The 23,300-nt window shown below is 61.0% G+C and carries 15 protein-coding genes and 3 rRNA genes; 13 read left to right on the forward strand and 5 right to left on the reverse strand.

Annotated elements, in window-relative coordinates; all coding sequences use genetic code 11:
- The first annotated feature begins 217 nt into the window (after positions 1–217).
- The 3 genes from AC1AUD_RS12955 (at position 218) to rrf (ending at position 5,512) form a co-directional block, all read left to right on the forward strand.
- Positions 218–1,745: ribosomal RNA gene (locus AC1AUD_RS12955) — 16S ribosomal RNA — on the forward strand.
- 404 nt (positions 1,746–2,149) lie between these two features.
- Positions 2,150–5,215 (forward strand): 23S ribosomal RNA (locus AC1AUD_RS12960).
- A 180-nt stretch (positions 5,216–5,395) separates the two neighbouring features.
- Positions 5,396–5,512: ribosomal RNA gene (gene rrf / locus AC1AUD_RS12965) — 5S ribosomal RNA — on the forward strand.
- Together the 16S, 23S and 5S rRNA genes form the textbook arrangement of a ribosomal RNA operon.
- Positions 5,513–5,625: 113 nt before the next feature.
- On the opposite strand, the gene AC1AUD_RS12970 is transcribed toward rrf, so the two are convergent.
- The 3 genes from AC1AUD_RS12970 to AC1AUD_RS12980 all read right to left on the reverse strand — a co-directional run bounded on the left by AC1AUD_RS12970 (position 5,626) and on the right by AC1AUD_RS12980 (position 8,522).
- Entirely contained in the window at positions 5,626–6,933 is a 1,308-nt protein-coding gene (locus AC1AUD_RS12970) for a type II toxin-antitoxin system HipA family toxin (protein WP_476574796.1), read from the reverse strand.
- On the reverse strand, positions 6,930–7,328 hold the full coding sequence (locus AC1AUD_RS12975; RefSeq protein WP_476574797.1) for a helix-turn-helix domain-containing protein: 399 nt from the start codon (positions 7,326–7,328) through the stop codon (positions 6,930–6,932). The genes AC1AUD_RS12970 and AC1AUD_RS12975 overlap by 4 nt, the downstream gene beginning before the upstream one ends.
- 141 nt (positions 7,329–7,469) lie before the next feature.
- Complete coding sequence (locus AC1AUD_RS12980) at positions 7,470–8,522, reverse strand: LacI family DNA-binding transcriptional regulator (protein ID WP_476574798.1); 1,053 nt, start codon at positions 8,520–8,522, stop codon at positions 7,470–7,472.
- Positions 8,523–8,677: 155 nt separating this feature from the next.
- Between AC1AUD_RS12980 and AC1AUD_RS12985 the strand changes: the two genes are divergently transcribed.
- From AC1AUD_RS12985 to AC1AUD_RS13020, 8 genes are all read left to right on the forward strand, one after another.
- Positions 8,678–10,678, forward strand: coding sequence for a glycoside hydrolase family 127 protein (locus tag AC1AUD_RS12985; protein ID WP_476574799.1), 2,001 nt, complete (start codon positions 8,678–8,680; stop codon positions 10,676–10,678).
- 300 nt (positions 10,679–10,978) lie between these two features.
- Positions 10,979–12,298 carry an ABC transporter substrate-binding protein gene (locus AC1AUD_RS12990; protein ID WP_476574800.1) on the forward strand — a complete coding sequence of 440 codons (1,320 nt, stop codon included), beginning with the start codon at positions 10,979–10,981 and terminating at the stop codon, positions 12,296–12,298.
- 271 nt (positions 12,299–12,569) lie between these two features.
- Entirely contained in the window at positions 12,570–13,496 is a 927-nt protein-coding gene (locus tag AC1AUD_RS12995) for a carbohydrate ABC transporter permease (protein ID WP_476574801.1), read from the forward strand.
- 19 nt (positions 13,497–13,515) lie between these two features.
- Positions 13,516–14,334, forward strand: a complete 819-nt coding sequence (locus tag AC1AUD_RS13000; RefSeq protein WP_476574802.1) for a carbohydrate ABC transporter permease — start codon at positions 13,516–13,518, stop codon at positions 14,332–14,334.
- Between the two features lie 210 nt (positions 14,335–14,544).
- Positions 14,545–14,967, forward strand: coding sequence for a hypothetical protein (locus AC1AUD_RS13005; RefSeq protein ID WP_476574803.1), 423 nt, complete (start codon positions 14,545–14,547; stop codon positions 14,965–14,967).
- A 252-nt stretch (positions 14,968–15,219) separates the two neighbouring features.
- Entirely contained in the window at positions 15,220–15,495 is a 276-nt protein-coding gene (locus AC1AUD_RS13010) for a helix-turn-helix domain-containing protein (RefSeq protein ID WP_476574804.1), read from the forward strand.
- Position 15,496: 1 nt separating this feature from the next.
- Positions 15,497–16,804, forward strand: a complete 1,308-nt coding sequence (locus AC1AUD_RS13015; RefSeq protein WP_476574805.1) for a HipA domain-containing protein — start codon at positions 15,497–15,499, stop codon at positions 16,802–16,804.
- A 134-nt stretch (positions 16,805–16,938) separates the two neighbouring features.
- Positions 16,939–17,976: a glycerophosphodiester phosphodiesterase family protein gene (locus AC1AUD_RS13020; RefSeq protein WP_476574806.1), complete on the forward strand. Its 1,038-nt coding sequence runs from the start codon at positions 16,939–16,941 to the stop codon at positions 17,974–17,976.
- Positions 17,977–18,541: 565 nt separating this feature from the next.
- Here the strand turns inward: AC1AUD_RS13020 and rlmH are convergent.
- Entirely contained in the window at positions 18,542–19,021 is a 480-nt protein-coding gene (gene rlmH, locus AC1AUD_RS13025; RefSeq protein ID WP_476574807.1) for a 23S rRNA (pseudouridine(1915)-N(3))-methyltransferase RlmH, read from the reverse strand.
- A 184-nt stretch (positions 19,022–19,205) separates the two neighbouring features.
- Complete coding sequence (gene upp, locus AC1AUD_RS13030; RefSeq protein WP_476574808.1) at positions 19,206–19,847, reverse strand: uracil phosphoribosyltransferase; 642 nt, start codon at positions 19,845–19,847, stop codon at positions 19,206–19,208.
- 187 nt (positions 19,848–20,034) lie between these two features.
- On the opposite strand from upp, the gene AC1AUD_RS13035 reads away from it, so the two are divergent.
- Positions 20,035–22,188, forward strand: a complete 2,154-nt coding sequence (locus AC1AUD_RS13035) for a glycoside hydrolase family 127 protein (protein ID WP_476574809.1) — start codon at positions 20,035–20,037, stop codon at positions 22,186–22,188.
- Positions 22,189–22,325: 137 nt separating this feature from the next.
- Positions 22,326–23,255 (forward strand): AraC family transcriptional regulator, encoded by a 930-nt coding sequence (locus tag AC1AUD_RS13040; RefSeq protein WP_476574810.1) that lies wholly within the window; start codon positions 22,326–22,328, stop codon positions 23,253–23,255.
- The last annotated feature ends 45 nt before the right edge of the window (positions 23,256–23,300 follow it).

Here is a 23,300-nt window from a genome sequence, read left to right on the forward strand (position 1 = left end):
GGTGGTGGTTTGAGAACTCAAGAGTGTGTTTGTACTACTTCTTTATAGTCAATGATTGCCAGTTCACTGGCCGCCCGCCTTTGGGTGGGTAACCGAGAGGTTTTAATGGTTGGTGGGGTTTTTGTGAGTGGCGTCCTTCCTTATAGGACGTGCTCGTCATATTTCTTTTTGGAAATGATTTTTGAGAGTCATTCAATGGTTCTCTTCATAATGTTTTTTTGTGGAGGGTTCGATTCTGGCTCAGGATGAACGCTGGCGGCGTGCTTAACACATGCAAGTCGAACGGGATCCAACGGTGCTTGCACTGTTGGTGAGAGTGGCGAACGGGTGAGTAATGCGTGACCAACCTGCCCCATACGCCGGAATAGCTCCTGGAAACGGGTGGTAATGCCGGATGTTCCAACTGATCGCATGAGATGTTGGGAAAGATTTTATCGGTGTGGGATGGGGTCGCGTCCTATCAGCTTGTTGGCGGGGTAACGGCCCACCAAGGCTTCGACGGGTAGCCGGCCTGAGAGGGCGACCGGCCACATTGGGACTGAGATACGGCCCAGACTCCTACGGGAGGCAGCAGTGGGGAATATTGCGCAATGGGCGAAAGCCTGACGCAGCGACGCCGCGTGCGGGATGACGGCCTTCGGGTTGTAAACCGCTTTTATCAGGGAGCAAGCGTGAGTGAGTGTACCTGGTGAATAAGCGCCGGCTAACTACGTGCCAGCAGCCGCGGTAATACGTAGGGCGCAAGCGTTATCCGGAATTATTGGGCGTAAAGGGCTCGTAGGCGGTTCGTCGCGTCTGGTGTGAAAGTCCATCGCTTAACGGTGGATCTGCGCCGGGTACGGGCGGGCTGGAGTGCGGTAGGGGAGACTGGAATTCCCGGTGTAACGGTGGAATGTGTAGATATCGGGAGGAACACCAATGGCGAAGGCAGGTCTCTGGGCCGTTACTGACGCTGAGGAGCGAAAGCGTGGGGAGCGAACAGGATTAGATACCCTGGTAGTCCACGCCGTAAACGGTGGATGCTGGATGTGGGGCACGTTCCACGTGTTCCGTGTCGGAGCCAACGCGTTAAGCATCCCGCCTGGGGAGTACGGCCGCAAGGCTAAAACTCAAAGAAATTGACGGGGGCCCGCACAAGCGGCGGAGCATGCGGATTAATTCGATGCAACGCGAAGAACCTTACCTGGGCTTGACATGTTCCCGACCGCTCCAGAGATGGGGCTTCCCTTCGGGGCGGGTTCACAGGTGGTGCATGGTCGTCGTCAGCTCGTGTCGTGAGATGTTGGGTTAAGTCCCGCAACGAGCGCAACCCTCGCCCCGTGTTGCCAGCGGATTATGCCGGGAACTCACGGGGGACCGCCGGGGTTAACTCGGAGGAAGGTGGGGATGACGTCAGATCATCATGCCCCTTACGTCCAGGGCTTCACGCATGCTACAATGGCCGGTACAACGGGATGCGACAAGGCGACTTGGAGCGGATCCCTGAAAACCGGTCTCAGTTCGGATTGGAGTCTGCAACCCGACTCCATGAAGGCGGAGTCGCTAGTAATCGCGAATCAGCAACGTCGCGGTGAATGCGTTCCCGGGCCTTGTACACACCGCCCGTCAAGTCATGAAAGTGGGCAGCACCCGAAGCCGGTGGCCTAACCCCTTGTGGGAGGGAGCCGTCTAAGGTGAGGCTCGTGATTGGGACTAAGTCGTAACAAGGTAGCCGTACCGGAAGGTGCGGCTGGATCACCTCCTTTCTACGGAGAATACAGCCCATGGTCGTGGGCAGTGCGAACCCCGCGTCCGGGATGGTCCCGGTTCGTCGGGGATGCTGGTGTGGAAACAACCATTGATGATGTGGTATGGGCATGCTTTTGGGTTCCCGGACCGCCACCCCACGCTTGTCGTGGTGCGGTCCTGCCCTTCCGCCGGGCCTCGGGTCTTGTTCCCGTTGGTTTCCGTGCGGTTGGCGCGTGGTGGTTTGAGAACTGGATAGTGGACGCGAGCAATTCCCACATGTTTGTGGGTTTTGTTTTGCATGTTTCGTTAGAACTCTATTTTTTATAGTTGTTCGATCGTTTTGTGATCGTTTCTAGTGTGATGATTTGTCGTCCGGGAATTTGCTGGATGGGCCTGCTGGCGCCACGCCTTGTTGTGGGTGTGTGTTGCTTGCAAGGGCGCAGTGGTGGATGCCTTGGCAGACAGGACCGATGAAGGACGTTTGAGGCTGCGATAAGCCACGGGGAGCCGCCAACAGGGCTTTGATCCGTGGATGTCCGAATGGGGAAACCCGCCGGCCGTCATGGGCCGGCACCGCCTTGGTGCGGGGGGTACGCAGGGAAGTGAAACATCTCAGTACCTGCAGGAAAGGATACTCCGTGAGTAGTGGCGAGCGAAAGCGGATCAGGCCAAACCGGCCGCGCGCGATACCCGTCGGGGGTTGCGCGGCCGGTGTTGCGGGAAGGCGTGTCACGTCGCCGACGCGGCGTGCGGCAGTCACAAAACCATGCGCCAGGGGAACCGGATTGGATGCCGGGCCACAGAGGGTGATGGCCCCGTACCCGGACGCGCATGGTCTGCCGATCGTCTCTCCCAAGTAGCACGGGTCCCGTGGAACCCCGTGCGAATCGGCCCCGACCGTGGGGTAAGCCTAAGTATATCTGTCTGACCGATAGCGAACTAGTACCGTGAGGGAAAGGTGAAAAGCACCCCGGGAGGGGAGTGAAACAGTCCCTGAAACCGTGCGCCTACGAACCGTCGGAGCCTTTAGGGGTGACGGCGTGCCTATCGAAAAATGAGTCTGCGAGTCAGTGGTGCGTGGCGAGCATAAGCCGTGTGGCGGATGCGTAGCGAAGGCGAGTCTCAAAAGGCGTTTGAGTCGCGTGCCCTGGACCCGAAGCGGGATGATCTAGCCCTGAGCAGGTTGAAGCGCGGGTAAGACCGCGTGGAGGACCGAACCCACTTAGGTTGAAAACTGAGGGGATGACTTGGGGTTAGGGGTGAAAGGCCAATCAAATTCCGTGATAGCTGGTTCTCTCCGAAATGCATTTAGGTGCAGCGTCGCGTCATTGCTTGCAGGGGGTAGAGCTACTGGATGCTCGCGGGCCCACATCGGGTACCAATAGCAACCAAACTCCGAATACCTGTCAAGTGTATCGCGGCAGTGACTCAGCGGGGGATAAGCTTCGTTGTGAAAAGGGAAACAGCCCAGATCGTCGTCTAAGGTCCCGAAGCGCGTGCTAAGTGGGAAAGGATGTGGAGTCGCATAGACAGCCAGGAGGTTGGCTCAGAAGCAGCCATCCTTGAAAGAGTGCGTAACAGCTCACTGGTCTAGTGGTTCCGCGCCGACAATGTAGCGGGGCTCAAGCACGCCACCGAAGACGCGGCAGTGACTTTATGTCACTGGGTAGGAGAGCGTCCCGCGCGGGGCGAAGCGGCGGTGTGAACCGGCCGTGGACTGCGTGGGAGTGAGAATGCAGACATGAGTAGCGAGAGACGGGGGAGGATCCCGTCCGCTGGATGACCAAGGGTTCCGGGGCCACGCTCGTCGTCCCCGGGTGAGTCGGGTCCTAAGGCGAGGCCGACAGGCGTAGTCGAATGGACGAACGGGTCGATATTCCCGTACCGGCTTGGAACCGACAAAACCGAGGCAGAGGGTACTAACCTCCCCTTGCCGGCTTACCTCTCCTTCGGGAGGGGGATGCCGTCCTGGGTTGGGACCGACCTTTGTAGTAGGTCAGCGCAGGAGTGACACGGGCAGGGAGCCGGCCGCGGAGGTGGTTTTCCGTGGTCAAGCACGCAACCCGTCCCCCAGGCAAATCCGGGGGACACATAGGGCGAGGTGCGATGATGGGCGCCGTTGGGCGCGAATCCGGTGGTCCTGGCCGTCGAGAAAAGCTTCGGCGTGAGGCGCCAAGCCGCCCGTACCCCAAACCGACACTGGTGGTCAGGCAGAGAATGCCAAAGCGATCGAGCGAATCCTGGTCAAGGAACTCGGCAAATTGCACCCGTGCCTTCGGCATAAGGGTGACCCCCGCTGGTGAAGGGCCTCGCGCCCGGAGCTGGTGGGGGTGGCACAGACCAGGGGGTAGCGACTGTTTACCAAAAACACAGGAGCGTGCGAAGGCGCAAGCCGCTGTATACGCTCTGACGCCTGCCCGGTGCCGGAAGGTTAAGAGGATCCGTCAGCCTTTTTGGCGAAGCGGTGAATTCAAGCCCCGGTAAACGGCGGTGGTAACTATAACCATCCTAAGGTAGCGAAATTCCTTGTCGGGTAAGTTCCGACCTGCACGAATGGCGTAACGACTTCCCCACTGTCTCGACCAGGAGCTCGGCGAAATTGCAGTACGAGTAAAGATGCTCGTTAAGCGCAGAAGGACGAAAAGACCCCGGGACCTTTACTATACCTTGGTATTGGCATCCGGTGCGGATTGTGTAGCATAGGCGGCAGGCTTCGAAGCGCGGACGCCAGTTCGTGTGGAGCCGAAAGGTGAAATACCGCTCTGTTCGCATTGGCTGTCTAACGTCGAGCAGTCATCCTGCTCACGGACAGTGCCTGGCGGGTAGTTTAACTGGGGCGGTTGCCTCCCAAAGAGTAACGGAGGCGCCCAAAGGTTCCCTCAGCCCGGTTGGCAATCGGGTGGCGAGTGTAAGTGCACAAGGGAGCTTGACTGCGAGAGCGACGGCTCGAGCAGGGACGAAAGTCGGGACTAGTGATCCGGTGCCGGTGTACGGACGCGGCATCGCTCAACGGATAAAAGGTACCCCGGGGATAACAGGCTGATCATTCCCAAGAGTCCATATCGACGGGATGGTTTGGCACCTCGATGTCGGCTCGTCGCATCCTGGGGCTGGAGCAGGTCCCAAGGGTTCGGCTGTTCGCCGATTAAAGCGGCACGCGAGCTGGGTTCAGAACGTCGTGAGACAGTTTGGTCTCTATCCTCTGCGCTCGTCGGAATGTTGAGGAGGCCTGCCCATAGTACGAGAGGACCTGGGTGGACGAACCTCTGGTATGCCGGTCGTCACGCCAGTGGCGCGGCCGGTTGGCTACGTTCGGAAGGGATAACCGCTGAAAGCATCTAAGCGGGAAGCCTGCTCCAAGATAAGCATTCCATGCGGCCTCGGGCCGCTGAACCCCCCATGTAGAACACGTGGTCGATAGGCCGGACGTGGAAGCCCCGCGAGGGGTGGAGCCGACCGGTACTAACGGGGGAACGGCAACCACAATCCCAACCCATCCTGGTTGGGACACCACAGGACCCACCGGCAAGGCTCCCGACGACAAGGAGCACGGGAAGGGTCACAAAACGTCAGAAACATGCGCGAAGCGTCCGCCATCCGGTCCCCGAACCGCCACGAATGCCGGCGGATATAAGGGAGACCTTTTCCGACCGAACAATCGAAGATTTGCGGCGGCCATGGCCCAGGGGAGACGCCCGGCTCCATTCCGAACCCGGAAGCTAAGACCTGGCACGGCGATGGTACTGCACCCGGAAGAGTGTGGGAGAGTAGCACGCCGCCGCTACACACGTAAGAAAAGCCTCAGAAGGACAACCTTCTGAGGCTTTTCGCATATCCAAAGCTTTAAAGTCCCCAACGGACACTGTCCGCTGGGGACTTCGCATATCGGCGCAAGTATCAAACAAACCAACTCAACACACGCGCGCACTGGGACGCAACACCATCCTGAATGCGCGCAACCAGCTTCTGACGGTTCTCTTGTGTCTCTTCATCAGTGTGCAGCATATCGGCAGACAAACGCAGCGCGTCGTCCGAAGCCGAGGCAAAGGCATCCGGCAGCAACGTCGCATACCGTGCTAAGAACACCTCCAAAATCTCTGCGTAGGCTGGATCCGTTGCGGCTGCGAACCGTTGCCAATGTCGCAGTTCGATGCGCTCCCAGTTGTATTCTCCGCCGATGCTCATGGCGAGCTTGCGCTGCTTGCACAATGTGTCGTAGGCGAACATCGAAGCGATGTCATAGAGCGGAGCGAGCTTCGGCTGCCCTCCGGCTGGTTCCAGAATCGCATAGTTCTTGGCATGCGCATCGGTTCCTGCCATGAGGAAGTTCAGGATCAAAGCGATATGGAATCGCGCGATGCTGGTCGCATCCAGATGGTTCGTTTGCAAGCATTTGACGATCTCAACTGCTCCGGGGCCACCGTAGCTTTGGTATTTTTCGTCTGTGGCATGTCCGGTTGCCTGGCACATGTCTTCCTGATGGATGCGGATAACCGAGGTGTGTCCGTCCTGGGTCACGCACTGCCTATCCCAGCGTGTGCTGACAATCGCTGGTAGGTCGTCGAAAAGACGGAATTCAGTGGTCGACACCGGCATGTTCAACGTTTCGATGGCCTTCAGACATACATATTCGTTGAAGGCTTGCTCTCGCAATTTGAGGATGCCAGGTTTGAGAATATGCGTGGTGGCAGCCGATCCCAGTGCCTCGTACCAATGTCCATTTTGGAATCGCAAAGCGATTTTGTCTTGAGCGCCGTTGAGGGACCAGTGTTCGTCGACTCCCTGCCAAGTTGTCTGACGGTCATCAGATATGGCCAATAGTCGTTCTTTGATATCCGTCTCCGAGACAGGGCGCAATGAAGCGCTTTCTTGGAGCATCGGTGCTTGTTCGGGCAAAACGAACTGCGCGCCGCCTGCACAATCAAGACCGATGACCGTGAGCAGGGCAAAAGGATTGTTGGCGTTGACATCATGCAGACGCCCGATGCGTTGGCGCATGGCTCGATCATCCGGCAGCACGCCGTCGATGAATGATTCGACAGGTTTCCCCGTCCAAGGAGCAATTCGGCGCGGCATGGACAGCGACAGCGGCGTCGTGATAGGGGAATCCATGTCATAGGTGAAGGCATGTTTTCCAGTGCCGTCCTCGGTCAGCGTGCCGATGCGCTGTCCTTCGAGGAATACGATGAGTTCCTTGGGTTTCATGGCTTTTGTCTTTCTTTTAGGGCTTGCTGGGTGATGGCTTCGATCAGCGAGGCGGCGTCAAGCACCGTCCGGGGTTGGATATGCGCGGAACTATCCGCCGAGGGCTGCGCGGAGTTGCCCTTGCGTCCCTGCCTGGGGCTGTTGCCATGGGGAAGGGAGCGGGTCCCGGGCTGGTAGCTTGCCACTATCTCGATGTCGAGCGCGGAGCAGATGGTCAGAAGCTTGGCAAAGCCGGGATCGGGGATCCGTCCCCGTTCGAATCGGTTGATCCACGCGCGGGAGACGCCGGTCAGTTGGGCCAGTTCCTCTTGCGTCCAGCCTCGTGTGTTACGCGCGTCTTGCACGGCAACAGTTAATTGGGGAATGCTGGATATGCGTGAGGTGAGCTGCGGCATGGTGTCCCTCCCGAAAGTAATGGAACCATCACTTTTAGTAGATGTAATAATATTATTACATATTGTATTTGTCTAAGATTTGTGACATATTTCGTCGCGGGTGAAACTTGGTGCCGCCATCGAGAACGGGGTGCGCTTCTTTCAGCGGTCCTCGAGGCCGGTGAGCCACCCGGTGCCGCGGACCGGGGTGCGGCGGGTGGGGTCGCTGGATTCGCGGATCACCATCGGGCATTCGATCATGGTGGTGCCATGATGCTCGCGGCCATGGATGGCGTCGAGCAGCAGCTGCGCGGCTGTTTTGCCGAGCAGGGGAATGTTGTTATCAAAAGTCGTCAGGGTAGGGTGCACATTCGTGGCGAACACGTCCCAATTATCGTGTCCGACCACGGCCACATCCCGTGGCACGTTGCGTCCCGCCGCAGCCAGCCCGCGTGCCATGCCTCGGGCGATTTCATCGCTCAGACAATACACGGCATCCAACTCCGGGTGGCGTCTGGCCAGCAATGTCGCTGCCTGTTCGCCCCATTCCTCGCTCCATCGATCGGACCACAGCTCGGCCGGGGCAAGGCCATACAGCCGAAAGGATTCCAACGCGCCGCTGGAACGATCGCGGGAGGCCTGAAAGGTGTCGGCGCCGCCGACCACGGCGATATGCTTGCGTCCAATACCAATCAGATACTCAATGGCCTGTCTGCCGGCGCCGAGATTATCGCAGATCACATTGCAATCGGCTGGGTCGGTGGAGGGGTCGTAGGCATAGACGACTGGCAGTCCCATGGTTGAGGAGGAGGGGAGCGGAGGGCGTGGGTTCGTCATGTCGCCCACGACGATCAGTCCGTCGACACCTCTCGCGGCGAGTTGATCGATGTGGCTGCGCTCTAGGGTGGGCTTGCCGTGTGAATTCATAAGCAGCGCCGCATGGTGTGAGGCGCCGAGCGTCTTCTCTGCGCCCATCAGCAGTGGTAGTGCGAAGCGTCCGTTGTAATCCGAGGTGATGAGTCCGACGAGTCCCGAGTGGGAACGGCGTGTGGCACCTTCTCGGGGTGTGCGGTATCCGAGACGATCAGCTGCGGCCCGCACTGCACGCTGCGTTTCTGCAGAGACGCGATCGGTGTCATTGAGCGCTTTCGAGGCGGTTGATATGGAGACATGGGCTGCGCGGGCGACGTCGGTGAGTCTGGGATGGGAAGGCATGGGTCCCATAGTATGCGAAATTTTTCGCAACAACAAAACAGTGCTCCGATATGCCGCGTGACTTCGTATCATGCTGATGAAGGCGCTGAACGGGACCGGCAACCGGATGAGGCGGTCCGGCGCTCATCGCAGAGCACCAATACGAAAGGCAGCATATGGCACAGGTCACGGTCACCTCGCCGTTCTGGAGGCAATATCGCGAAAATGTCGTGAAGGAAGTCATCCCCTATCAATGGGCCGTCATCAACGACGAACAGCGCATCGATATCCCCGAGGACCCCTCGGGAGTCGAGGTCGAGGCGCTTTCCCATGAGTGGAGCCATGCCGTGCGCAACCTCAAGGTCGTCGCCGGAGACGAGCAGGCCGATTTCAACGGCATGGTTTTCCAGGATTCCGATGTCTACAAATGGCTTGAGGAAGCCGCCTATGCGCTGGCCTACGACAACGATCCCGAGCTCAGGGCCCTGTGCGACAAGGTCGTGGACCTCATCGCCCGTGCTCAGGACGAGGATGGATACCTCGACACTCCGTTTCAGATCAAGTCCGGCTCCTATGCGAAACGTCCGCGTTTCTCCCAGCTTCAGCAGAGCCATGAGATGTATGTGATGGGGCACTATATTGAGGCTGGCGTCGCCTACTGGGAAGTCACTGGCAGCGAGCGTGCCCTCGAAGTCGCCAGGAAGATGGCCGACTGTCTTGACGCCAATTTTGGTGAAACCGACGGCAAGATTCCCGGTGCCGACGGACACCCGGAGATCGAGCTGGCGCTGTGCCGCCTCTATGAGGCGACCCATGAGGAGCGTTATCTCAACCTCGCCAAGTTCTTCATCGACGTGCGTGGCAAGGACCCGAATTTTTATGACAAGCAGAACAAAGCAGCCCATGAGGCAGGCGTCGCGCCGATTTTCCCGCAGATGCTTGCCTGGAGCCACGAATACACGCAGACCGCCCGCACGATCCGCAGGCAGCAGACCGCCGAAGGTCACGCTGTGCGCGTCGCCTATATGTTGACCGGCGTTGCCCACGCCGCCCGCCTGACCGGTGACCAGGAACTGCGCGGCACCGCCGAGCGCCTGTGGAAGGATATCGTGCGCCGCCGCATGTACGTCACCGGTGGCATTGGCTCCACCCATGTCGGCGAGGCCTTCACCTATGACTACGATCTGCCGAACGACACGATGTACGGCGAATCCTGTGCCTCCGTGGGTATGAGCTTCTTCGCCCGCCAGATGCTCGAGATCGAGATCAAGGGCGAATACGCCGACGTGCTCGAGAAGGAGATCTTCAACGGCGACATCGCCGGCATCGCGCTCGACGGCAAGCATTTCTACTATGTCAACGCGCTGGAGGCCGATCCCGAGGCCTCCGAGCACAACCCCGACCGCGCGCATGTGCTTATGCACCGCGCCGAATGGTTCGGCTGCGCCTGCTGTCCGGCCAACATCGCCCGCTTCATCGCCTCCGTGGACCGTTACCTCTACACGGTGCGCGAGGACGAGCGCGTGATCGCCGCCCACCAGTTCATCGCCAACGATGCGACGTTCTTCGATGGCGTGACCGTGAGCCAGGAATCGAACTTTCCGTGGAACGGTGATGTGAAGTTCATCGTGAAGGTGCCCGCCGGCGCCGAGTCCGTGAGGTTCATGGTGCGCATCCCCGGCTGGTCCGCCAAGCGGTACGCGCTCAAGGTCAACGGCGTGGATGTCACTTCCTCCGCCGCTATGAGCGATGGTTTCGTGACCATCGAAGCGGCCGAGGGCGAGACCGTCGTGGAGCTTGCGCTCGACATGTCCGTCAAGTTCGTGCGCGCCAAGTCCGCCGTGCGCCATGACGCCGGCAAGATTGCCGTCATGCGTGGTCCGGTCGTTTACTGCGCCGAGGAATCCGACAATCCCCGCCCACTATGGAATTACAGGATCCGTCATATGGACGCAGGGCGGGTCACGACCGAATATCATGCCGACGAACTGAACGGCGTCGAGGTCGTCACCGTCCCCGCCTTCAAGCGCGCCGAGGACAATGCCGATGCCCCGCTGTATGCGGATGCCGCCGACGTGACGGCCGACCTGCCCGTCACGATGAAGATGGTCCCGTATTACGCGTGGGCCAACCGCGAGATCGGCCAGATGCAGGTTTGGTTCGACTCCGACTTCTGATTATTTGTTGGCCCTGCGATAGCAGGGTTGGCATTGTCGCGCCCCCAGTGTTTCGGCACTGGGGGCGCGTTGTCGTTGGCATGGCATCGCCAGAGCGGCCGACATGGAATGCGAAATTTTTCGCAACCACGGCCCTCGCCAACGAGGCGTGCGCGAAATACCTATCGTAATAATTACCAGCTTTCGTAAAGGTGCCGCAGCTATCGCAGTGGAAGATGCGCAACCAACGGAAGTGAAGGGGCGGATGGTCCGCCTCCGCCTCTCACAGATGAGCGGACAACCAAGAGAAAGAAGCGAACAATGGTGTCATTCCGCAAGTTCACCCGTGCATTCGCCGGCATCGCCGCAGCGGCGCTCCTCGTCCCGCTGGCCGCATGCGGTGGCGGCGGCAACGGTGCCGCAGACACGTCGAATATCCCGGCCGAGGGCACGGACGACGGCACCGAGATCACCCTGTGGACCCGCTCCCCGCTGGAGCGCCAGGCCAAGGGCGTCGTCGAGGCCTACAACAAGAGCCATAAGAACCAGGTCAAGCTGGAGATCATCCCGAACGACGATATGGAGGGCAAGGTCGGCGGCGCCTCGCAGACCGATTCCCTGCCCGACATCCTTGCCGGCGACGTGGTGCGTATTCCCTACTGGGCTTCCGAGGGTATCTTTGCTGACATCACCGAACAGATCGACGGTCTGCAGAACAAGGACGAGCTGCAGCAGGGCCACATCGAGGCCGGCACCGTGGACGGTGCGAAGTACACGTTGCCGTTCATCACCGATGTCTCCGTGATGGTGTGGAACAAGAACCTCTACAAGGAAGCCGGGCTCGATCCGGAGCAGGGCCCGAAGACCATCGATGAATTCACCGAGCAGGCCAAGGCCGTCGCCGGTCTCAACAAGGATGGTGTCGCAGGCTCCTACCTCGCCGGCCAGTCCGGCGGCGCGCTGGTGTTCGACCTCTTCCCGTCCGTGTGGGCCGATGGTGAGTCCGTCATGAACGAGGATGGCACCGAAGCCACGCTTGACAACGATTCCATGAAGGCCATCATCGATTCCTATCATGAGCTGGCCAACACGAAGAACGGTCTTGGCGCGGGCTCCAAGGAAGAGACCGGTGCGACCTGGACCGCGCCGTTCGCCAACGGCAAGATCGGCGTCATGCCCTATCCGAACACCTCCCTCAACGACATCTTCGATGCTGAGAAGTCCGGCGGCTTCGAGGTCGGCGTGACCCCGATCCCGGGCACCAAGGAAGGCAAGACCTCCACGTTCCTCGGCGGCGACGCCATGGGTATCTCCAAGGACTCCAAGAACGTGGCCCAGGCTTGGAACTTCCTGCACTGGCTGATGCAGTCCGACACCCAGAAGGAAGTCTTCGCCGACAACGGCTACACCGCCTCCAACATCGAGACCCTGAAGACCGCCTACGACGACGCCGATCCGCGCATCCAGACGATCAACTCCACGATCATCGACGGCAACGGGCAGACCCCGAAGTCCGCGGCCTTCAACGAGGCCTTCAACGCCGCCGGCTCCCCGTGGCAGCTGCTCATCCAGAACGGCGTGTGGGGCGACGGCGACCTCAAGGCCGACAACCAAGCCATCACCGACGTGCTCGCCCAGTAGCGGGTTTGATCAGATGATCGCAGTTCCGGCGGGTCCGGACCATTCCCAGTGACCCGCCGGACCGAGCGGACCGATCCGCCGCTCATCCTCTCCTTCCTCATCCTCCTTCCTCATCCTCCTTCCTCCTTCTCGGACCACATCTGTGGTCCGTCATAGGGGCCTCACTTGCAATAATTCGCCGGTGGGCCTTGATGACGGATTGCATATCATCCGGAACTCTGTATCGTCATCCTCTGAAATCCATTTCCCTATCCCCAAAAGGAGAAGAAGCATGTCTAGCGTGAGCAAGGGCGCTGCGTCGGTGCCGACGCATCGCTCGAAGGCGAAGGCGGCGGAGGCGCGGCGCGGTTGGCTGTATGCGGCTCCGGATTGGCTCATGATCCTGCTGCTGTTCGTGGTGCCGATCGTGCTGCTGGTCATCATGTCGTTCTCGCGGTGGAGTCTGATGGGCGGCAACCGCGGCGTGAACTTCCCGGACAACTTCATCAAGGTGTTCGAGAACCCGCTGTTCGTCCAGTCGGTGTGGTTCACGCTCGAATACACGGTGATCGCCACGGTGATTCTACTTGCGTTGGGCCTGGGACTGGCGTTGCTGGTGCAGGAGAGCTCGAAGTGGAGCAATGTGCTGCGCACCTGCTTCCTGATGCCGACCGCCACGGGCTTGGCCTCCGCCTCATTGCTGTTCTACGCGCTGTATTCGCCGCAGGTCGGACCGGTCACCAAGATCCTGAGCTTCTTCGGGCTGATGGATGAGGGCGGTTCGGTGCTGGCCACCGGCCAGTCCGCGTTGTGGGCCACGGTGATTGTGATCGTCTGGCGTTTCTCGGGCTATTACATGCTGCTCATGATGATCGGCCTGCAGGCCATTCCCGGTGATTTGTATGAGGCCGCCCGCATGGACGGCGCCGGCACATGGCGCATCTTCCGCTCGGTCACGTTGCCGCTGATGAAGCCGACCATCGTGATGTGCCTGGTGTATTGCGTCACCGGCTCCATCCTGGCCTTCGACCAGTTCTTCATCCTGACCAAGGGAGGCCCGAACAACTCCACGATGACCGTGGTGCAGCTCATCTACAACTTCGCCTTCGACTCGAAGAAGGACCTGGGCATGGCGGCCGCCCTGTCGCTGGTCGTGCTGATCGCCCTCGTAATCATCAACTCCATCCAGATGCGCGGCATGCGCGACAACACCAAGTGAGAAAGGCGTAGGTTCGAAAATGACTACCCCATTGTGGAAGCGTGTCATCGCGCGCATTCTCGAGGCGCTGCTCGCGCTGGTGTTCCTCGCCCCGCTGATCTGGGTCATCATCAGCTCGTTCAGCCCGCAACCCGGCTCCGCCCAGTCCGATGGTTGGGGCGTGGGCAACTACCTGACCCTATTCGGATATCAGGAAGGCCTGCCCACCTACCTGCTCAACTCGCTGATCGTATCGGCCGTGTCCGTGGTGTTCTCCGTGGTGGTGTGCACGCTGGCCGGCTTCTCCTTCTCCCGTTTTGAGTACCGCGGCCGCAACCTTGGCTTCACGGTCACCCTGTCGATTCTGATGGTGCCGTATGCCTCGCTGCTCATCCCGCTGATGGTGTGGTACAAGAACATCGGCCTGAACGACACGCTGGTGGGCGTGGGCTTGGTGATCACGCTGTTCCAGCTGCCGATGTCGACGTTCATCATGCGCAACGCCTTCGACGCCATCCCCAAGGACATGGAGGAGGCTGCGATGGTCGATGGCTGCAACTCCTTCCAGGCACTGCTCAAGATCCTCGTGCCGGTCGTCAAGCCCTCGATGGTCACCGTTGGCCTGCTGGCCTTCCTCGAGGCATGGAACAACTTCATGATCCCGCTGTATCTGTCCTCCTCGGGCAAGGCCACCCTGCCGCTGGCGCTGGTGAACATGCGCCAGCAGACCATGGGCGTCATCGACTACGGTGCCACCGAGGCCGGCGTCGTCGTGCTCATGATTCCCTGCGCCATCCTCTTCCTGGTCCTCCAGAAGTACTACGTCAAGGGCTTCATGGCCGGTGCTGTGAAGGGCTGATAAAACGGCCTTTCGCAGGGGATTTCGACGGGCTGCTTCGATGATTTCGGGCAGTCCGTCGAATTTTAATGGAATATGGACTTTCGCTTGTCCGGTGTGGGCGGCATCAGTCAAATGATGGTCTCGGTCGGGTAGTTTGAGTGGTGCGGATACCACGATGTTGTTCACCGCCTCTTTGCGACGAAGGGCAACTGGCCGTGGATCATCCTGGTGAGCGCGTTCGTGATCTACTGGATCGCGCAGTCCACGCGCAACGGTATCGCCGTCTACTGCGCGAAGTACAACCTCGGCAACAAGAACTTGACCTCGCTGTTCAACGGCGTGCAGATCTTCGGCATCCACGCCGCCGGCTTCCTGACGGCCGTGGGCTCCGCGTTCTGCATCCAGGTCGGCTCCGGGTTCGGCGCGTTCCTGCCCTTGAAGATCATGAACGCGAACGGCTACGTGGCCAACGCGGAGCAGACCCCGCAGGCCCTGGGCGCGATCGGCTTCTGCTTCATCTGGCTGCCCGTCATCGTCTACGCGGTCGTCGCCGCGATCATGTGCCTCTACCGCAGGTTCGAGAAGATGGAGCCCCGGATCAAGGCCGAGCTCGCCGACCGCCACGCCGCCGCCCTGGCCGCCGAAGCCTGAGTCGCATAGCCGAGTGCGGTCGGGGCAGTTCCCAACCCGCCGCACTGGTTTCCTCTCCTGAATGGGCCGCCAGCCTTCGCCGCTGGTGGCCCACTTGTTTTGTGTGCCCCTTTAACGCGTTGGTCTGATGATGTGCTGGTGGGTCACCCTTGCGTAGGGAAGCTTGGTGGGCTGTTCCGGTGGTTTCGGATAACTCATTGATTTTTGGTGAAATATATTGCACATAGTGTTTATATGTGATATATTTTGCACATGATTATCGCGGGTGTGGCTGGTTTCGGCGCATTGGTGCGCGACCAACGCAAACAGCAGGGGGTCAGTCAAGCGCGCATGGCCGAAGACCTAGGGGTTTCGCGCCGCTGGCTGATTCAATTCGAGAACGGTGATGTTCCCAACCCGGGGTTCGCGACCATACTGGCCATGATGCGCTATCTGGGATTGGCGCTCGATGTCCGTCAAGTGATGGACCCAAGTCGTGCCCCCATCGCTCTGTCTGCCAATTCCATTCCAGTTCGGCAGGAGTGGTGAAATGGGCGAACGCGGCGATGCTTTGTATGCGTTTCTCGGCGAAACCTTGGTCGGGGTTTTCCGTCGTGATGCACAGGGGACAATCTCTTTTACCTATGATGAAACGTATCGTTGGGGCAGGGGAGGCGCATCGTCGCCGGAGGTAACGCCATTATCTCCTTCGCTGCCATTGGAACAGGGGGCCATCATCGGTCAGCGCCCCGAGGCGTTCCTGGAAGCGCTGGTTCCTGAATCGGTTTCCGCTCGCGAGCAGGCTCGACGTGTGCATGGAGCTGCTTCGTCCGCGGCCTTTGACCTGCTTGCGGCCATTGGACTGGATGCTTCCGGCGCGTTGCGGTTATCCTTGTCGGACACTTTGTCTCCCGTTCCGGACGAACTCGTTGCCATATCGGATGAGGAGATTGAGAGACGACTGCGCGAAGCGGCTCCCGTCGGCGGGCAGCCCGCTGGCGCTAATGAGCATTGGTCGGTGGCGGGCCAGCAAGGCAAGATCGCATTATGCAAGCAGCCGGACGGATGGTTCGTCTCCTCTGGCATCGCCCGCACCACGCATATTCTCAAGCCAGGTGTTCCCAATCTGCCGGATCAAGCCTTCGATGAGCATTTCACCATGTCGATCGCGCGACATATGGGGCTCAATGTCGCACAGACCGATTTCAGCGTGTTCGGGGAGACTCCGGCCGTGGTCGTTACCCGTTTTGACCGACGCATCATGTCCGATGGCTCGGTGCAAGCCTTCCATCAGGTCGACTTCACACAGGCTCTGGGTGTGCGGGCCGAGCAGAAATACGAGGAATATGGCGGACCGTTGGCTGAACAGTACGCGCTTATGCTGCGTGAGCATGATGTCTACGGGGAGAGCGAACGCAATGTCCGTGGTTTCGCCGATGGAATCATGGCCAGCTATCTTCTTGGCGCGACGGATAGCCATGCCAAGAATTATTCTCTGCTGCTGAACGGTTCGCATGTCACGCTGGCGCCGCTGTACGATTTCGCGTCGGTGTTCCCATATCTCGCTTCTGGCCTGCGGGGAGTTTCCTCGACTTTGGCGATGACCATCGGCGGACAGCGCAAGTTGCTGCAACTGCGGTCCAAGCATCTGCATCGATTCGTGGACCGCATGAAACTTGACCGATCGGCGGTCGTGAACAGATTCGCCGCGTTGGCTGCAGCCCTGCCTGATGCATTTGACGAGGCTGTGGAAGACAACCGCGACAAGTTGGGGTTGCTTGCCGCGCCTCATTTCGTGGATGATTTTCGTACTCGTCTGGAGCTTACTCTCGCCGACGCCGCCACTTGGCTGCGGTGAGCGAGATGGTTCCCGTCTGAATGTCGTGGGCGCTCTTTGCGACGTTCCTTGGATTCATAAGGTGATGATGATCTGATGATGGGCTAGGCTGGAACGCGGATATGGATGCCGTCATTCGGGCAAAGGAGATCGCCATGGGATTCGGGAAGAAACTGGCCATCGCATCCGTCGCGGCTGCTGGCGCCGCGCTGTGGGCCATCAAGCCGCGTTCGTTCGGGGACAAGCGCAAGCACTATGTGCCCGCCATCGCCGACGTATGGTATGCCCACCGCGGCCTGCATGACGCTGGCTCGGGGCTGAGCCCGCAATATGCGGCCGGCAGCGGGGAATATGTCGCACTCGCCCGCCGCATGGCGATGAAGGCGGGATATGGCACCCCGGACGTGACCGGTCCCATCGCCCCCGAGAACTCGCTCGCCTCCTTCGCCGCCGCCTGCGAGGCCGGATATGGCATCGAACTCGACCTGCAACTCACGCTCGACGGGCAGGTCGTCGTCGTGCATGACCCCGACCTCATGCGCGTCGCCGGCGATCCGCGCCGCATCGAGGATCTGACCTATGACGAGCTCACCCGCATCCCGCTGTTCCCGGGCGGGCATCCCGGCGACGAAACCGCCGCGCCCCTGCCTGGCGCCAGCGAGCAACCGCCGTTGGTCGTCACCCCGCCCACCGCTCCCGCCGGCTACTACCAGCATGTGCCGCTGTTCTCCGACGTGCTCAAGGTCGTCGCCGGGCGCGCGCCGCTGATCGTCGAATACAAATTCGACGACAACGGGCATTGGGACGAGCGCGACGCCGAACTCATGGAAAAGGGCGCGGAACTGCTGGGCGCGTATGACGGCCAGTATGTCGTCGAATCCTTCAACCCGTATGCGATGCGCTGGTATCGTGAGCACCATCCCGAGGTCTGCCGCGGGCAGCTGTCCTGGGGCGCCGACCTTGCCAAGGACGGCGTGATGGAGTGGGCCGCCGGCCTGCTGGCCTTCGACTGGATGAGCCGCCCCGATTTCGTGGCCTACGACTGGCGTGGCGGCGTCTCCCCGCAGGTTCGCATCGCCCGCATGATGGGCGCCGTCCCCGTCTCGTGGACCGTGCGCAGCGCCGACGAACTCGCCGAATGCGACGCCTACTTCGACCACCATATCTTCGAGGCCTTCGTGGCCGGGGAGTGATTCCTGCGGAATCGCATAAGCCCGGCCGCACGAGCCGGCCTTGGGCATGTGCCTTATGCCGTGACCATGCGAGCTGGCCATAGAGGAAGCCCAGTGGGTTTCCGTGCCAACGGACATCCTTATGGCGAGGCGCGCTCTGGCATGCGTTCATGGGCGTATGAACTGATTGCGATGTCTTGCCGTGACTTTCTCTTGCGTACGTTTGTGAGCAGCCCGACGAGGCCCCTGCTCACAAACGTACGCTGAGCGTGGCTAAGGGTACGTTTCTGCGCATATGCACCGTCGGGCTGCTCATAAACGTACGGGTGGAATGCGGCAGCGTACGTTTGTGAGCAGCCATATCGTTACTCTGCTCATAAACGTACGGATAAGGCGCGCGCCTTGCTGCGCTGGCATACGTTTTTCCGCACGCCGACGATGGTATGCGGAAAACCGTATTTCTAGGGGTTGCTTCGCGTACGTTTTTCCGCAGGGTCTTCGTTGCCGTGCGGAAAAACGTACGTGGGGAGCCTGAAGACACGTCCGGCGGGGTGCCGTGGCGGAGCGGGCCTGCCGCCTGGCGGGCCTACTTGTGATACGGCTCGCCCGCGTTGATCTTGTACGCGCGGTAGATCTGTTCGAGCAGGATCACGCGCATCAGCTGGTGCGGGAAGGTCATCTTGGAGAAGCTGAGCTTGTAATCGGCGCGCTTGAGGATCGCATCGTCCAAGCCGATCGAACCGCCGATGACAAGCTGGATATGGCTGGTGCCGCCCAAGCCGAGCTGGGAGATCTTCGAGGCAAGCCCCTCGGAGGAGAGCATCTGCCCGTCGATGGCCAGCGCGATGACGAACGCACCGGGGCGGATATGCTTGGCGAGGCGTTCGCCCTCCTTGGCCTTGATCTGCCGCTCAACGCCCTCCGAAGCGTGCTCAGGCGTTTTCTCGTCTGCCACTTCGATGATCGAGAGCTTGCAATATCGGCCAAGGCGCTTCGAGTATTCGTCAATGGCGTCGCGCAGGTAGCGCTCCTTGACCTTGCCCACGCACAGGATGTCGATGTTCATAGTGCTCCCATATGGTCATCTTGATTCAAGATGCCCCGGTATTGTCATCCTGAGCGAGGCGACAGCCGAGTCGAAGGATCCCCACGTCGATGAGATCCTTCGACTGCGCGCTTCGCGCTTCGCTCAGGATGACAGGGAAACGCGCCTCGCTCAGGACGACAGAGAAAGCGGATGGCAAGTGGAGTCAGTCGACGACTCCGTAGAGACGATCGCCCGCGTCGCCCAAGCCGGGCACGATATAGGCCTTCTCGTTGAGCTTTTCGTCCACCGCGCACACGACGAGTTTGAAGTCGATGGACGGGTCGAGCTGCTTCTTGACGAACTCGATGCCTTCGGGGGCGGCGAGGATGTTGATCGCCGTGATGTCCTTGGCGCCGCGCTCGGCCAGATAGTGCGTGGCGGCGACCAGCGTGCCGCCGGTGGCCAGCATCGGGTCGATGAGGAAGCACTGGCGGCCGGTCAGGTCGTCGGGCAGACGGTTCGCATAGGTGATCTGCTGGGTGGGATGCTCCTCGTCGCGCTTCATGCCGAGGAAACCGACTTCGGCGCTGGGAATCATCTTGGTCATGCCGTCGAGCATGCCCAGTCCCGCGCGCAGCACGGGCACGATGATCGGACGGGGCTCGGCGATGTGCTTGCCGATCATCGGGGCGACCGGGGTTTCGATGGGTTTGTCGACGACCTCGAGGCCGCGGGTGGCCTCATAGGCCTCGAGCATGACGAGTTCGGTGACGAGCTCACGGAAGGTGGCGGAAGAGGTGTTCTTGTCGCGCAGCACGGTCAGTTTGTGCTCCACGAGCGGGTGATTCAGCACATGAATATCCATACCCACCACTCTAGGCCATGTCGGCGGGTGCTTGCGTCCACGCCGCGAGATGCCGTGGGATGCGTGGTGCGCGCAAGTGTCGCCCTGAGCAACGATTTGTCCTCATTTGGTCTGTGCAGGATGTCTTATGGTATCCGTGAAGCCGGCTTTTATGGCAAGGACGCATACGCGAATAGGAGCATACGATATGTCCACTTCCGTCCATAGCGCACCGCTCGCGCTGAAGGATGTCACCGTCACCGATGCCTTCTGGGGCGCCGAACAGGAGCTTGTGCGCACCGCCGTCATCCCCTATCAGTGGCGCGCGCTCAACGACGAGGTGCCGGGGGCGGACCCGAGCTACTGCATGCATAACTTCAAGGCCGCCGCCCGCCTGAACGAGCGCCATGCCGCCGAGGGCCGCGCGTTTGTGCCTCCGACCTACACGGACCGCGGTTTCAACGCGCTTCCCGATGACCCGGCGCATCCGGATCCCGACACATTCTATGGATTTCTGTTCCAAGACACCGACTTCTCCAAATGGATCGAGGCGGTCGGATACAGCCTCGCCCATCATCCCGACGCCGAGCTCGAGCGCACCGCGGACCAGGCCATCGACATCGTGTGCGCGGCTCAGCTCGACAACGGATATCTCGATACGTATTACATTCTCGGCGGCATGGACCGCCACTTCACCAATCTGAGGGACCATCACGAGCTCTACTGCCTCGGGCACCTCATCGAGGGCGCCGTCGCCTATTGGCAGGGCGCCGGCAAAGACAAGCTGCTCAAGGCGGCATGCCGCTTCGCCGATTATGCGGCGAGCCGTTTCGGCACCGAGCCCGGCAAGCTCGACGGATATCCCGGCCATGAGATCGCCGAGATGGCGCTGGTGCGCCTTGCCGAAGCCACGGGGGAGCGGCGGTATGCGGAACTCGCCGAGTATTTCGTGCGCCAGCGTGGCGTCGCGCCACTGTATTTCGAGCGCGAGGACAGGGCGCGAGCCGCCCATGACGGCACGCCCTACGTGCCCAATCCGAACCGTCCCAAGCCCTATGCCTACTATCAGGCCCACGAGCCCGTCCTCGAGCAGAAGGAGGCGGTCGGCCACGCCGTGCGCGCCACCTATCTCTATTCCGGCGTCGCCGATGTCGCGCGGCTCACCGGCGACCGCGGGCTGACCGATGCGGTCCGCCGCCTGTGGCGCAATATCGTCGATCGCAAGCTCTACATCACCGGCGGCATCGGCGGCACGCGCCATGGCGAATCCTTCGCGGCCGAATACGAGCTGCCCAATGACCTGGCCTATTCCGAGACCTGCGCGGCCATCGCGCTCGCCTTCTTCGCCCGTCGCATGCTGGAGATCGAGCCGAAATCCGAATACGCCGACGTCATGGAGCTGGCGCTCTACAACACCGTGCTCGCCGGCATCGCGCTCGATGGCAAGAGCTTCTTCTACGTCAATCCGCTCGAGGTGCGCCCCGATGCCGTCCATTACGGCGACGACAACTGGGACCACGTCAAAACTGTGCGCCAGAAGTGGTTCGGTTGCGCCTGCTGCCCGCCGAACATCGCCCGCATCGTCGCGTCGATCCAGCAATATGCCTACACGCTGGCGGAGGATACGGCCACGCTGTTCACGCATCTTTATATCGGCGGCAAGGCCGACGTCGAGCTGAATGGCGCGCGGCTGACGCTTGCGATGGATGCCGGTCTGCCTTGGTCGGGCAAGGCCCGCGCCGCGGTGTCCGTCGACGGGCCGGTGCGTGCCTCGCTGTCCTTCCGGCTTCCCGCCTGGGCCGGCGGCGAGCGGGCGGCGGAGTTCGTCATGTGCTCGGCCGAGCGGGACGGCCGCGTCACCCGTGCGGTGCGCGACGGTTACCTGACCCTGACCGGCGAATGGCGCGATGGAGACGCCGTCGATTTCGACTACCCGATGCCCGTCCATATGGTCGCCGCCGATCCGCGCGTCGCCGCTGATGCGGGCAAGGCCGCTTTTGTGCGTGGGCCGCTGGTGTTCGCCGCCGAGGGGCGCGACAATGGCGGTTCGCTGCGCGGTTTGGAGATCGACGCGGCTTCCGTGGGCGAGGATTGCGCCGGCGTCAATGTGCTCCCCTTCGACTTCCATGCGGGCGCGCCCGCCATGGATGAGCGTGGCACCGGCGAGGTCGATGACGTTGTGCGCCCCATGGTTCGCCTGGAGGTTCCCGCCTTCCGCACGCCGTCTTCCGCGGAAAGCACGTCGCTGTACGGATCATGGGGGAAGCCGCGCCGCGAGCCCATCACGGTGACGATGATCCCCTATTTCGCGTGGGCGAATAGGGGCGAGAACGATATGAGCGTCTGGTTGAACGCGCGCTGATGGAGCGTCCGGCCGCATCGTTCCTCGGACGACGTGCCTGGGCACGCTTTCCCTCGGTGCGCTTTGCGGGCGCACGCATCATCGCGCGTTCAATTGGATATGCGCGCTGATGGAGCGTCCGCACTAGACTGGTCGGCATGACGATGACGGTGGGCCGGCTCGACGGGCCGGTGCGCTTTGGCGCGACCGGGCGCTTCGTGTCGGGGCCCGGATGGCGGCATATGCGTCGCAGCATCGACGATTTCGAACTCGTCTTTGTGCGTCGCGGCGTGCTGCCGGTCGCCGTCGGCGGTGTTTCCCGGGATATCCTCGCCGGACAGGTGTCCCTATGGCCACCGCATGTCGAGCATGTCGGGACCCGTGACATCGACGAGTATCTGGAATACTATTGGCTGCATTTCTCCCTCGATGGATGCGGCATATTGGATGACGGCGCGTCGCTTCCCGAGGACGAACGGTGCCTGGTGTTGCCGGAGCTGTTCGCGCTCGCCGATCCCGACCGTCTGGTCGTGCTCCTCAACCAACTGCTCGACCTGTATGTGTCGCATGGGCCGAATCCCAATGTCTACTGCGACTATTCCGCGACCGTGGCCCTGCTTGAGATTTCGGCTCAGGTCAGGGCCATGGCCGCGGGGCATGTTCCCGAGCCGGCCCACAATGTCGGGGCTATTGCCGCCGACACCTTCCGCAAGCCTGGGGGCGGCGGATCGGGGGACGGCGCCCATGGCATCGCGGCCATGCAGGCCGTGCGCTCGTGGATCCAGGCCAATGCCTTCGAACCGTTGACCGTTGCCGGCGTGGCCGAGCATTTCCATTATTCGCCCAGCTATCTGACCGCGTCATACCGCCGCGCCTACGGCATGGGCGTGGTCGAGCAGATCGCCGAATACCGCATCGATCGCGCCCGCGATCTTTTGGGATCCACCCTGCTGCCGGTGTCCACCGTCGCCTCCCAGGTGGGATATGCCGATCCAAAGTATTTCGCCCGCGTGTTCAAGCGTCGCACCGGGCTGACCCCAACCCAATACCGCGCCAGCTTCCCGGGCAAGCTCTTCAACTCCGCGTGAATGCGCGGGGCTCGGTCGATGTCGTCCGTTTCCGCTGACCTGCAT

This window comes from Bifidobacterium sp. LH_730, assembly GCF_056355835.1.